The organism is Paenibacillus tuaregi, assembly GCF_900086655.1.
GTDB classification, from domain to species: Bacteria; Bacillota; Bacilli; order Paenibacillales; family Paenibacillaceae; genus Fontibacillus; species Fontibacillus tuaregi.
This window is the reverse complement of sequence record NZ_LT575476.1, coordinates 2,434,637-2,447,693: the sequence shown is the minus strand read 5'-3', so window position 1 is coordinate 2,447,693 and position 13,057 is coordinate 2,434,637. Positions and strand designations below refer to the sequence as shown.

Here is a 13,057-nt window from a genome sequence, read left to right as displayed (position 1 = left end):
CCAACTGTGTAATCAGCTTAAGCTTCAGCCCAAAGACTAACCTGCTCCATATCCCGTTTATATGTACCATCTTCCCCGGTTTCGCTCTCAAGGATGAAGGCTTTATCTCTAATGTCCAAGGCAGTCAAAAGCTTGCGGAACCCTGCCTCTCCAATATATCCATGACCGACCCTGGCATGGCGGTCCTTCCGCGATCCAAGTGGATACTTGGAATCATTTAAGTGAATGACCCGCACCTCTTCCCAAAAGCCGAGCTTATGGCCTTTCTCCACAAAAGAATTATCCTCAGCCCCCTGCCACACACCTGCAGCAAAAGCATGACAGGTATCCAGGCAGAACCCGATATGTTCAGGCGACTCACATAATTTGCGGATTTGGGTCATTTCCTCCATGGTCATTCCCATGTCTCCGTGGTCCCCCGCCTGATTCTCTATCAGCAGCTTGGCAGCGCCGCTCCAGTCACGAAGAACCTCGTTAATACATTGTATAACATTTTTGTATCCCTGTAAGGGGTTTCCAGCCTTAGATGTGCCAAAATGAACAACAATACCTATAGAGCCGCAGGCTTCAGCAATGTTCAGGTCATTTCGCAAAGACTCTACGATCCGGCGGTAGCCCTCGGGATCTTTCTGGGAATCCACAGCAAGGTTGCTGGGGTAGGGCGTATGGGCAACAGACAGGATATCGTTCTCTTTACACCATACCCTGCATTTCTCCGCATCTCTAGGATCAAACGCCTTCACTCCCAGACTCCGTGGATTTTTGGGAAAATACTGAAACGCGCCGGCTCCCATTATGGAAGCCGTTTTGGCAGCCCCTGCATATCCCCCGCGTATGCTTAAATGCCCGCCTACCTTAACCTTACTTGTCATGCTGGCATTTCGGGCAGAAAAACACCTTTCTGCCGCCGATTTCACTTTTTTCAATAACCCCGTCACATCGGATACATCCCTCGCCCGCCCGGTCATAGACCCGGCAGAGATCGTTGAAGCCTCCAGTGAGCTTATCTTCCTTCGTCAGTGGAAGTTCAATATAACCCCCATGCTCAGTGGCATGCCTGAAGACAGCAAGGGTGGAATGATACAGCTTGGCAAGATCATCCCGGCTCAAGTTTTGAATTTTGCTGGAAGGTCTGAGCTCCGCTTCAAAAGCAATCTCATCCGCATAACAATTACCGATTCCTGCAATCACGTGCTGGTTAACCAGCGTGCTCTTGAGCGCCCCGCGCCGCTTCGCGAACAGCTGAATGAACTTCTCCTCCGTCATCCTGCGGTCGATGATCTCTGGTCCTAGATCGGACAGAAATTCATCACTTTCCTTAGCACTGTATAGGTGTAGATAACCGAGCCGAAGACCCATGAAATATAACGTTTGATTTCCAAAACTGATCTCCACCTGTGTGCTCCGCTCAGGTTTATCCTCATCCGTACCTAAATAAAGAAGTCCGCCCAGCATCAAATGAAGCAGCAGCCTCCGGCCGCTGTCCAGGTGGAACAGCAAGTGCTTGCCCCGCCGCTCTATAAATATAATCCGGGTCCCCGTCACTTCGCGAATGAAATCAGCGGAGTCCTTGTTGATTGATTTCTCCCTGCCCACGGTCACTTTCGTAATAGGACGGTCAAGTATAAGCTGGGATAATTGAATTCGGTAATTCTCCATCTCCGGAAGTTCCGGCATAGATCATCTTTCCCTTCGTCATTCATGTTTCCTTCTTCAGCTCATAATAAGCTGTTTCAATTCATGAAGGTCAGTGCAAATCACATCCGGCTGTACACCTGATCTCTCCATGTATGTATTTACATTATCCGTGGTCGTTACTCCGGTCAGAATAAGCACCGTACCGCAGCCGGCATGGACACCTGCTGTGATGTCAGTAAGCATATTATCTCCAATAACGGCAACTTGCTTCGGGTCCAGACCAATCCGGTCGGTAGCGAACTTCATCAGAATACCAGAAGGCTTCCCGATGACCACTGGCTCCTCACCGGTTGCCGCCTTAATGGAAGCTGACAGCGTGCCCGCCCCTGGCATCAGCCCATCTTGGGAAGGAAGCAGGAGATCCGGATTGGTCAGGATATACGTTGCCCCTGCCATAATCCACCTGGCGGCCTCAGTCAGCTTATCGTATGTAAAAGACCGGTCAATCCCCTGCACGACATAATCCGGATTGTCCCCGGTCAGCTTCAAACCAGCGTCTTCCACTGCGGCATTAAGCCCTCGCTCGCCGATCACAGCAACCCTGCATCCTGGAGACTTCTCCGCTACATACTGTGCCGCCGCTACCGCGGATGTGCAGACCTGCTCAGCAGATGCCTCAATCCCCATTCCATTTAAATGCTCGGCAACCTCCTCCGGTGTACGCGAGGAATTATTAGTTACAAACAGAAACGGAATCTCCCTTTCATTAAGCGTACGGATCAGCTCATCCGCACCTGGAATCCGCTGAGTGCCGTGATATAACGTTCCATCCAGATCTATTAAAAAACCTTTCCAAGCCTTCATGTCCCTCTCTCCCCAGCTGTCACTGCTTGGACTGTAGTCCAGCAATACATGAATCTGTACCTCATAAATTCATTTCTCATCTCTTATTGTAAAAGAATCCCCATGTGCGGGCAAATTCACAAGAACCATGGGAAAAGCGTGCAAATATGCCTGTCACCGTCGAACCCTAGCGAAGGTTGAAAAAACCTTGCTAAGTCCATGAAAAACTTTGATAGGGCATGTCATTTCCTGCGCTTTCCCGGAAAATAATTTTAAAATTTCCTAGATTATTCCCCGTCTCCCCTGCAAATCGGCACAAGTTCATGCTCCTTGGCCAGCCGGGTATTCGGGAATATGGAGCTGGCTTCTTCTAAGAGCGGACGAAGCTGATCCTCATCTTTATAACGTGAGCTAAAATGAGTCAGTATAAGTTCTTTGGCGCCTGCTTCTACTGCCGTCTCCGCAGCCTGGAGAGCCGTACTGTGATGGTAGTTGTGTGCAGTCTCAGCAAGCTCATGCAAAAAGGTCGCTTCATGCACCAGCAGATCTGCCCCTCTTGCCAATTCCACCGCAGCCGCGCATGGGCGGGTATCCCCGAGGATCGTGATGATCCGGCCCTTCTTCGGCTTGCCAAGGACCTGATCGGCATGAACTGTTCCTGCCTCAGTCTCGATACTCTCCCCCTTCTTCAGTTTTCCATATAAGGGTCCAGGCTTCACACCCAGCTTCGCCAACGCTTCAAAGTCCAACTTGCCAGGCCTGTCGAGTTCAGTGATGCGATAGCCATAACTGTCAATCCGGTGATCCAGCAAAGCTGACTCCACACGAAACGTCTCATCTTCACAGATAAGCCCGCCCGCATGCTCCTTAATGATCAAATCATAATTAATATGAGACTCGCTGATCCCAAGCGACATTCTCACATATTGTTCAAGCCCCTTCGGTCCGTACAGAACAAGCGGGGAATCCCCGCCTTGATAAGACCGGCTGGAGAGAAGACCTGGAAGACCGAATAAATGGTCTCCATGCAAATGTGTAATGAATATCTTCTCCAGCTTGCTCAGCTTCAGGGGCGAACGCAGCACTTGATGCTGTGTGCCTTCCCCGCAATCAAAGAGCCATAGGGTACGTCTTTCCTCCAGCATACGCAAAGCTACAGAGGTGACATTCCGCTGCAGCGAAGGCACACCGGCATTCGTCCCCAAAAAATAGAGCTCCATGTCATCAACCTTCTTCCGCTTCCTAGATTTTTAGCCGATGTAACAAAAATCCTCCGTTCCCGGAGGATTTTGTGTTGAAGCCTATTTTATACCATCAGCTTATGCCTTCTCAACATTGAAATACTGGGCTTCCGGATGGCTGAACACCAGCGCGGACACCGAAGCTTCCGGTTCCATCATGAAGCCTTCCGTCAGCTCGACCCCAATATCCTGCGGTTTAAGAAGATCGAACAGCGGCTCCTGGAGTTCAAGATCCGGGCAAGCCGGGTATCCGAACGATACCCGGATGCCTTGATATCTCGCTCCATGGCGCTGCTTCATCGTCATATCCGCCGGATCAGGGAAGCCCCAGCTGTCTCGCATAATATGGTGAACCCGCTCGGCGAGTCCTTCCGCCACCTCAAGGGCGGTGGACTGTACAACGTGGGAACGGAGATAGTCGCCTTTCAGCTTCCAATCCTCAGATAGCTGGCGGACACCGTGTCCTGCCGTAACTACCATAAATCCAACGTAGTCCATAATCCCGCTGTCCACAGTTTTCAAATAATCCGATAGACATAGGTAAGGTTCAACCCGCTGGCGCGGGAAGCTGAACGTCTTCAGCACTTTGCTGTGATCCTCAGGATCATAAATCAAAATATCATTGCCTCTGGACTGGGCAGGGAAGAATCGGTAAATTGCGTGAGCTTGAATTATCCCCTTGGTAACCGCCTCATGCAGTACCTGGTCCACTGTGCTTTTCAGTTCCACTGCCTTAGGGTCCTGCTGGGCAAGAAGCTGCTCCACTGAACCTCGCAGGCCCAAGTGATGACCAAGCAGCATCTGCATATTTACATACGGGATAATATGGTTGATCGGGTAGTCCCGCAGCACGTGACGATCCAAGTCGGGCGGAAGATAGACCGGAGCATCCGGCGAAATGTTCGAGCGGACCGCACGGGTCAGCTCCGGCAGGACGGTCTTCACCACTTCCTGTTCGCCAGCTTCCTTCTCCGCCTCGAATTCGAGCCGCATCTTCTCCCTTTGACCAGGGTCCATCAGCTTGTTGGCCAGATCAAGACCATCCATCGCGTCTTTGGCATAAACGACAAGACCGTTATACTCCGGGCGAATCCGTGTTTTCGTGAACTTGCGCGTCAAAGCGGCGCCTCCAACCATAATCGGCACGTCGATCCCGGCATTCCGCAAATCTTGAGCGGTAGATACCATCTGCTGCGCGGATTTGACCAATAGTCCGGACAATCCGATCGCATCGGCTTTCTGTTCGCGGAATGCTTCAATGATACGTTCCGGTGGTACTTTTATACCCAAATTCACAATTTGATAACCGTTATTGGACAGAATGATTTCCACAAGATTTTTGCCGATATCATGGACATCCCCTTTAACCGTCGCAAGCATAATCCGGCCTTTAACCGAGCTCTCGTTCTTCTCCATGAACTGCTCAAGGTAAGCCACAGAAGCCTTCATAACCTCCGCACTCTGAAGCACCTCGGCCACAATCAGCTCATTGTTGTTGAACAGACGGCCGACTTCTTCCATTCCTGCCATCAGCGGCCCGTTAATAATCTCAAGCGCAGTGTATTTGCCCAGTGCCTCCTCAAGATCAGGAATCAGGCCTTCCTTAGTTCCCTCAACCACATAGGAAGCAAGGCGTTCCTCAAGGGAGAGATTGCTGATCTTCTCCTTCTTCTCTACCTTCTTATTACGGAAAGCAGCTACGAACAGAGCCAGAGTCTCATCATTCGTATTGTAAATAAGATCTTCAGCAAGCTTGCGTTCCTCTTCTGGTATGGAAGCGTACCGTTCCACCTTCTCCGTGTTAACAATGGCATAGTCCAGCCCTGCCTTCGTGCACTCATACAGAAAGACCGAGTTCAGCACTTCACGGCCAGCTTCGGGAAGCCCGAACGACACGTTGCTGATTCCAAGTACGGTATGACAAGCAGGCAGCGCCTGTTTGATAAGACGTATTCCTTCAATTGTTTCCTTGGCCGAGCCAATATACTGCTCATCCCCAGTTCCAACCGGAAACACCAGTGGATCAAAAATAATATCTTCAGCCTGCAGGCCATACTTATTAACTAACAGGTCGTGAGAACGCTTGGCTACCTCAAGCTTGTCCTCCCGGGTGATAGCCTGGCCGCGCTCGTCAATCGTTCCCACCACCACAGCAGCTCCGTACTTGTGAATGATCGGGGTCACAAGTTCGAACTTTTCTTCACCATCTTCAAGATTAATGGAATTAATTATCGATTTGCCCTGGCAGTATTTCAGTGACAGGTCAATCACCGCAGGGTCCGTTGTGTCAATCATGAGCGGGACTTTAACCTTCTTGACAACAAGCTCCAAAAATTTCTTCATGTCTTCCGTCTCATCACGGTCAGGGTCCTGCACACAGACATCAATCACCTGGGCTCCGCCCTTGACCTGGGCACGGGCGATTTCAGAAGCTTCTTCATATTTCCCTTCCACGATGAGCCGCTTGAACTTTCTTGAACCAAGAACATTTGTCCGCTCCCCAATCATGTAAGGACGGTTGTCCTGCTCAATATATACGGGCTCAATCCCCGAAATGGCCGGCGGATGCGGATCGCGATCGATGTCGCGAGGCTTGTACAGCTTCATTTTTTCCGACATCGCATAGATATGCTCCGGCGTAGTTCCGCAGCATCCTCCGGCAATGTTCAGCCAGCCCTTCTCGGCAAAGGCTGCCATCTTCGTTGCGAGCGAATCCGGCGACTCATGATAGTTGCCGTTCTCATCCGGCAGACCCGCGTTCGGATAACAGCTGATGGCCGTGCTGGCCATCTCGGATAAAGTCCGGATGTGGTCGCGCATGAATTCGGGACCTGTTGCACAGTTAAGCCCGACTGAAACAGGCTTCAGATGCTCCAAAGACACGTAGAAGGCCTCAATGTTCTGCCCGGCCAGCGTTGTGCCCATCGGTTCAATCGTACCGGAGATCATGATCGGCAGTGTAATGCCCGTCGCTTCAAAAGCACGGCGGATCGCAATGCTCCCAGCCTTAACGTTAAGCGTATCCTGAGAAGTCTCAAGAAGCATTGCGTCCACGCCCGCTTCAATGAGGGCGATTGCCTGCTCTTCATAGCTTTCGATCAATTCGTCAAAAGTTACCCCGCCTGTTACGGATAAGGTCTTTGTTGTCGGACCCATCGCACCAACTGCGTATCTGGGATGGTCCGGGGTTGAATATTTATTTACCGCATCCACGGCCAGCTTAGCCGCGGCAAGATTGATCTCTCTTGCTTTATCTTGGATATCATACTCAGCAAGCACCACCGAGGCACCGCCGAATGTATTGGTTTCAATCAGATCAGCTCCGGCTTCCAAATACTTCTCGTGGATTCTGGAGATGACATCAGGCCGGGTAAGAACAAGTATTTCATTGCAGCCATCGAGTTCTTCCCCGCCGAAATCTTCGGGTTTCAGCTGTTCTTGCTGGATCATGGTGCCCATGGCTCCGTCAAGAATTAGTATTTTTTCCTTCATTCTGGATTGCAGAGTCGGCTTGCTCAAGTTCATTCCCCCCTGTAAAACGCTAGATTTAAGTGTAGCAGAATAACCCGCTTAAGAAAAGGGATTGCCGGAAATCCCCGTATTCCAGCCGAAGTGTTTCAACTCCTTTTCACAGGCAAAATAAGGGTCGACACACCTAGGTTTATCCTTTATAATTTTATCTAAATACCAAATGAAAGCGGGGTAATCCCATGGCGGAAATAAGAATTAGAAATACGAACGAATTGATTACCGGTGAAGAGAACGTTCGCAATTTCCTCAGTCAGTACGAAGTGATATATGAGCACTGGGATATCAGCAAACTGCCTGCCCATCTCCAGGAAAATTTTTCATTGACTGATGAACAAAAAGCTGAGGTTCTGGCCACCTTTGAAGCTGAAATCCAAGATTTGGTGAAACGCCGCGGCTACCGGACCTGGGATGTCATTACCCTGTCGGAGACAACGCCGAATATCGAAGAGCTGCTTGCTAAGTTTGAACAAATTCATACCCACACAGAAGATGAAATCCGAGCCATTGTTGGCGGAGCTGGAACCTTTGTTATCAAAGGCTCTGAAGAGATCGGCTATTTCGATGTGAATCTGCTCCCCGGTGATTTGATTTCCGTGCCAGAGAATACGGTTCACTTCTTCACCTTGACTGATGAGCGCAAGGTTGTGGCGATCCGCCTGTTCGTTGAGGAGAACGGCTGGATTGCTCATCCGTTTGAAGATCCTTCCTTCCAGAAAGCTTAACCAAAATTATACTAAAAAAGCTGTCTGCCCATCCCCGGATGAGCAAACAGCTTTTTTTGATATTTGATAAATATATTAGGGCTTTACTGTAAAATCCGCAGATGGCATAGAGTGCTGACTATTCGCAGTCACATGAGAGATAACATGATAAGTACCGGATTCCGTGAAAGACTTCACCATGACATACTTGCCTTCTCCTGTTGAGGTAACAGTAATCTTACTGTGCTTCTCCGTCCCCTCTTTCCACAGTTCAAAGGTGACTTCTTTGGCATCATTAATGTCTTTGCCGCCCTGGGTTACCTTGGCTTCAAATGAAATCTTCTCGTTCACTTTCCCCTCTGTAGGCGTAACGGTCAGTTTAACATCCAGTGGAGACAGCATATCATCATGACCTGAATGACCGGAGTCTTGATTGCATGCCGTTAATATCATTAACAATCCAATGAATGCCAAAACCAGCTTCAACGGACGCAGTCTCAATGCTCCCGACCTCCAAGACCGTCAATGATCTTATGCAGTTCAGATAAGTGTCTGATCTCATACGCAGGGACAATCTCGTCCGAGCGAGTTCTTCCGTCGCGGTTCACCCACACGGAGTGAATCCCTGCACTTAGCGCCCCTTTGATATCAGTGGTAAGCTTGTCCCCCACCATCAAGGCTTCGGAAGGTTCAACACCAAGCAGGCTGAGCGCATGCTCGAATATGCTTGGATCCGGCTTGCCCTTGCCAAAGGACCCGGAAATAATAATTTCATCGAAGTATGGTGCCAGCTTCGGTACCCCGTCCAGCTTCTCCTGCTGGAGAGCCGGGCAACCGTTGGTCAGCAGCAGCAGCTTGACCTCACCCTTCAGCTCATCAAGAATTTGAAAGGTCTCTTCATAGACATGTGGGCGATTGCGGCGTTCTGCCCCGAACTGTTCGGCAAGCTCGCCAGCGAGCTCCTCATTATCTACCCCAACGGCGAGCAGCCCCCGTCTCCAGGATTCTTTACGGTAGATAGGAGCCAGCTTCTCCATCGCCCGAAACTCCGGCTGTTCCCCAGCCGTGAAGTTCCCCCATAACCCCTCGAAGGGGTTGATCCCAATCATTTTTGTAAAAGGAAAAGTCTCATAAGATTCATACAACGCTCTTGCTTCCTTACGGACAGCTTCCTCAAGACGTTCTGGCTTAACACCTGCAACTTCGGCAGCTTTCTGGCAAGTTGACTCAAAAGCTTCCTTTATACTGCGGTCGTCCCACAAGAGTGTATCATCCAGATCAAAGCAAACAGCCTTTATCGACATTTCGCCCGATTCCCCTTTTCTAATGATTCTCTACTGTAACATTGTTGGTCTTGCCGAATTCCTTCAAGCGCTCGCCCATAGCAGCTGTATCAAAACGGTTGCGTGAACGCGAGAAGTTCCACTTCTGTCCGTTTCCTTTTGGCACAATGCTAACCATTCCTTGCGAGAGGACAATTTTCTGAATGCTCTCTGCAGACAGCATGCGGTCTCTGTTAAACTTGGACGTATACAGCGCCTTTTGCCCGACGCGCAGATAGGGTTTACGGATGAAGACAACAACCCCGAGCATGATGTACAGCCCGATGGTAATCCAATAGAGGAATGAATTAATTTCTGTATTTTTCCCAATAAAGCCTAGGGAACCATACATCCCCCCGAACAGAATTAAGACGACCGGAAGGATAATATTACGTCCTTTAAAAGTATCCCCTTCTCCTTTGACCCCAAGCTTGCCGGGCTGCACTCCTTGTTTCTTTTGCTGCATCAAAATTTTCTGCCTGTTCTTTTCTACCTGCTTCTCAAACGAACGTGCCATGTGGCTGCTTTCCCCCTCTGGTATGAGCATGATCATCTATATGTTTTTGATTATATCCCAACATAATAAACGGAATCTTATCCGCAATGTGAATTTCTTATGTCAGCTATGTATATCCGGCAGAGCCGGACTGCTTAGTTATCTACAATTTCAATGGAGTCCAGCTGCTGACGGAAATTTTTGCGTATATTACCCAGGTAGATCTCCCGAAGTTCTGCTCTTTCGAGGGTCTCTTCCTCAGTTAATCCTGACTCTTTATGTTTACGCGCAAGCTCATTAATGCGCTGTACCAATTGGTCGATGTCCATATCCCATACTCCTCCTTCACTTCAGGCATTAACTCTTACTTTGACATGTGAAAAAGAGCTTGTCAAGGATCGCGGAGTCCTCGAAAAGCTCTTTATAACAACAAATATATTAATGGGCAGGAAGCATAAGCACATCGCCCGCTTGGATCTCACTCGATGGCAGGTTGTTCTCCTGAATTATAGCATGAATGAAATCGCGTATATCTTCACCTTCACTCTTATTAGAGGAAGCAATACTCCAAAGAGAATCGCCCGGCTGAACAACAACCTGCTCTAGTTCGGCAGGAGTGGGACGATCGCTAGAGGACGCAAAAGCTGTGATCATGCCTGTACAGGTTACAGCAATCATGCATACTAATAGAACAATGCGAAAAATAGAGTTTGAGAAAGATAGATGCATCTTCATTTTATGTTTAACAGGCTGCGCCGGTACTGATTCATAAATACTTTGGTATGTAGAATATCTTAACATAATCAATCACTCCAAACGTTTGTTCTTGTTTACTGAATTCAATATAACACGAACATTTGTTTCGTTCAATAGTTTTTTAGAACAATTGTTCGCACATTTGGGTGATGACATTTTTATCCTATTTAAACGGATCATCTCTATATATTGGCATCAATAGACCCATTTCGTAACGCTCCTTTCCATTTATCCTGAATATTCCACAATAAATTTAGAACTAACGTTTGTACGAACGGAGGTTCTATGTTATAATTTTTCCAAACGTTACTAAATGGGGTTGATAACATATGTCGAAGGTTTCCAGCCGTCAACAGGCGATACTTGAATTTATAAGAAACGAAGTCCGCATGAAAGGTTATCCGCCTTCCGTCCGGGAGATCGGAGAAGCTGTAGGTCTTGCTTCCAGTTCCACGGTCCATGGTCACTTGGACAGGCTTGAGAAGAAAGGGTTCATCCGTCGTGACCCTACCAAACCTCGAGCTATTGAATTGCTTGGCCAGGAAGATTCGGAGAATTACAATCTGTTCGCTCACACGGTTGCCCGTGTTCCTGTGGTAGGTAAGGTAACCGCGGGTGTTCCTATTACAGCCACCGAGAATATTGAAGATTATTTCCCTCTGCCTAGCCACTATGTTGGGGACAAGGAAGTCTTCATGTTATCGGTTGTTGGTGACAGTATGATTGAAGCTGGTATTCATAACGGAGATTTTGTTATCGTCCGGCAGCAGCAGACTGCGGATAACGGAGATATTGTGGTGGCTATGACTGAGGATGATGAAGCTACGGTCAAGACATTTTATAAAGAGCGTGATCACATTCGCCTCCAGCCGGAGAACCCGACATATGAGCCGCTCCGTTTAAAGCATGTAACTATTCTCGGCAAGGTCGTTGGTCTATTCAGAGACATTCATTAATATTGGCCGGTAAATCTAAGAAGAGGATGCCTATTTGGCATCCTCTTCTTCTCGCTGCATATCCTGTTATTCTCTGCGGTGCGCCTCTGTAGACGACGTACTATTTAATCTCCTCGATCCCCATGATATGGTCAAATGGGATAGGGCCAAGCTCCCTACTGTCACTGCTATTGTTCCGGTTATCACCAAGAACAAAGATCGAATTATCCGGCACCACCCATTTCTGATCTGGTGCTGGATTCATTTTCTCCTTAATATAAGGCTCATCCAGTACAGTTCCATTCCGGTATACCTGCTGATTTTTAATTTCAATTACATCCCCAGACTTGCCTATAACTCTCTTAATATAAAAAATATGTTCGTCTGTCTCACCTGCAATGAACTGAATCAACGGGTGCTCCCGGACGCTATCCATAAAGCTGCGCTCCCTGTTGATACGGCTATCGATGACCACAATGTCTCCATAAGCCGGCATATGTGAGAATGTTCTAGCCAACTTGGAGGCATAAACTCTCTGTTTGTCCTGCAATGTAGGTTCCATGGAATGCCCCTCGACTTTATAAGGCTGAAATACAAAAATACCTATGAATAAAGTCAGAGCAAATGCAATCGCAATCGCAGGTATGTAGCTCACTACAAATTTTATAACTTTCATGCCTCGCTTATCCTCCTATGATTTGTTAAAAGAAGTATATCATCAAATAATTTACCAGTTCAAATTTTTCTCCCTTTCATGAGCAGTATATTGATTAAACAAAAGAAAGACCGCAATTTGCGGTCATCCAAAATAGCTGCTAATCTCATTTAGCCTCTAATTCGCTTTCTGTCACCCATTTATGATTTTTGACTTCGTCTCCGCCCGTAGTGGGCGTGTAATCGATCATATAGACAACGGTCTTCTCACCCGAATCAATCGTGCCGGAGGCTCCTTTCATACCCGGCATATGATCCGCCAATATCGTCACCTTCTCCCCAGGCTTAAAAGCCTTATCTCCAGCGTCCGCGATTTCTTGCTGTACCACCCATCTGTGGTTCTTCACTTTCTCTCCGCCGTTGGTCGGTGTATAAGTCACCTCGTAGACTGTTGTATCATAGGCACCCACAATAGTGGCTACAGCCCCCTTCATCCCTTTCATATGATCCGCGGTGACTACAGCTTGGCTGCCTGGTTTAAAAGCAGGATGCTTAGCTTCTTGCATTCCTGGCGGCAGCTCACCCGAGCTTGAATGGCTCATTTCAGAATGATCCATCTCTGTTGCCTGCTGCTGTTGTTCTGCTTGTGTGCTGATACTTGTCTTCTCTTGATCTACCGAATGATCACATCCGCTTAGCGCCAGCATGAATGCTGCTCCAAGCAGTACCGAAGTCTTTTTCATTTCCTCAACACCTCTATAGTTTATTTCTTCGCTCATTCACAATATACCCATATGGGGTATATTTATAACTACAGGGGATTTCGAACGTTTTTCTGAGTACGTGAAAATTGTTCCAAATATGTACTTAATATAGCCATATAAAGAAGCGAGGGTGTTAAATAAAAGCGGAATTAAAAAAAGCTTTGCCGGCGTATACA

14 protein-coding genes are annotated in these 13,057 nt (G+C 48.2%); 2 read left to right on the top strand and 12 right to left on the bottom strand.

Annotation, left to right across the window (positions count from 1 at the left end):
* Positions 1-17: 17 nt before the first annotated feature.
* From BN6628_RS11315 to metH, 5 genes are all read right to left on the bottom strand, one after another.
* Positions 18-872, bottom strand: coding sequence for a deoxyribonuclease IV (locus BN6628_RS11315; RefSeq protein WP_068617440.1), 855 nt, complete (start codon positions 870-872; stop codon positions 18-20).
* A complete protein-coding gene (locus tag BN6628_RS11310) occupies positions 862-1,677 on the bottom strand; it encodes an Fpg/Nei family DNA glycosylase (protein ID WP_068617438.1) in 816 nt (271 codons plus the stop codon). Before BN6628_RS11310 ends, BN6628_RS11315 begins: the two co-directional genes overlap by 11 nt.
* A 36-nt stretch (positions 1,678-1,713) precedes the next feature.
* The gene (locus BN6628_RS11305) at positions 1,714-2,502 is read right to left on the bottom strand and encodes a TIGR01457 family HAD-type hydrolase (RefSeq protein WP_068617436.1); all 789 of its coding nucleotides are present in this window, start codon (positions 2,500-2,502) and stop codon (positions 1,714-1,716) included.
* A gap of 266 nt (positions 2,503-2,768) precedes the next feature.
* Positions 2,769-3,701 (bottom strand): ribonuclease Z, encoded by a 933-nt coding sequence (gene rnz, locus BN6628_RS11300; protein ID WP_068617434.1) that lies wholly within the window; start codon positions 3,699-3,701, stop codon positions 2,769-2,771.
* A 99-nt stretch (positions 3,702-3,800) separates the two neighbouring features.
* Positions 3,801-7,247, bottom strand: a complete 3,447-nt coding sequence (gene metH / locus BN6628_RS11295; RefSeq protein ID WP_392397638.1) for a methionine synthase — start codon at positions 7,245-7,247, stop codon at positions 3,801-3,803.
* A gap of 185 nt (positions 7,248-7,432) precedes the next feature.
* Between metH and BN6628_RS11290 the strand changes: the two genes are divergently transcribed.
* The gene (locus BN6628_RS11290; RefSeq protein WP_068617430.1) at positions 7,433-7,975 is read left to right on the top strand and encodes an acireductone dioxygenase; all 543 of its coding nucleotides are present in this window, start codon (positions 7,433-7,435) and stop codon (positions 7,973-7,975) included.
* Between the two features lie 75 nt (positions 7,976-8,050).
* On the opposite strand, the gene BN6628_RS11285 is transcribed toward BN6628_RS11290, so the two are convergent.
* The 5 genes from BN6628_RS11285 to yneA form a co-directional block, all read right to left on the bottom strand.
* The gene (locus BN6628_RS11285) at positions 8,051-8,455 is read right to left on the bottom strand and encodes a FixH family protein (protein WP_235847619.1); all 405 of its coding nucleotides are present in this window, start codon (positions 8,453-8,455) and stop codon (positions 8,051-8,053) included.
* A complete protein-coding gene (locus BN6628_RS11280) occupies positions 8,452-9,258 on the bottom strand; it encodes an HAD family hydrolase (RefSeq protein ID WP_068617428.1) in 807 nt (268 codons plus the stop codon). The genes BN6628_RS11285 and BN6628_RS11280 overlap by 4 nt, the downstream gene beginning before the upstream one ends.
* A 19-nt stretch (positions 9,259-9,277) precedes the next feature.
* A complete protein-coding gene (locus tag BN6628_RS11275; RefSeq protein ID WP_068617427.1) occupies positions 9,278-9,793 on the bottom strand; it encodes a hypothetical protein in 516 nt (171 codons plus the stop codon).
* A 134-nt stretch (positions 9,794-9,927) separates the two neighbouring features.
* Positions 9,928-10,101 carry a DUF896 domain-containing protein gene (locus BN6628_RS25635; RefSeq protein WP_082926879.1) on the bottom strand — a complete coding sequence of 58 codons (174 nt, stop codon included), beginning with the start codon at positions 10,099-10,101 and terminating at the stop codon, positions 9,928-9,930.
* A gap of 109 nt (positions 10,102-10,210) precedes the next feature.
* The gene (gene yneA, locus BN6628_RS11270; protein ID WP_068617420.1) at positions 10,211-10,573 is read right to left on the bottom strand and encodes a cell division suppressor protein YneA; all 363 of its coding nucleotides are present in this window, start codon (positions 10,571-10,573) and stop codon (positions 10,211-10,213) included.
* A gap of 284 nt (positions 10,574-10,857) precedes the next feature.
* Between yneA and lexA the strand changes: the two genes are divergently transcribed.
* The gene (gene lexA, locus BN6628_RS11265) at positions 10,858-11,484 is read left to right on the top strand and encodes a transcriptional repressor LexA (RefSeq protein WP_068617418.1); all 627 of its coding nucleotides are present in this window, start codon (positions 10,858-10,860) and stop codon (positions 11,482-11,484) included.
* Between the two features lie 100 nt (positions 11,485-11,584).
* Here lexA and lepB read toward each other — a convergent pair whose 3' ends face one another.
* Positions 11,585-12,139, bottom strand: a complete 555-nt coding sequence (gene lepB / locus BN6628_RS11260; protein WP_068617416.1) for a signal peptidase I — start codon at positions 12,137-12,139, stop codon at positions 11,585-11,587.
* 145 nt (positions 12,140-12,284) lie between these two features.
* A complete protein-coding gene (locus BN6628_RS11255; protein ID WP_068617414.1) occupies positions 12,285-12,860 on the bottom strand; it encodes a YdhK family protein in 576 nt (191 codons plus the stop codon).
* Between the last annotated feature and the right edge of the window lie 197 nt (positions 12,861-13,057).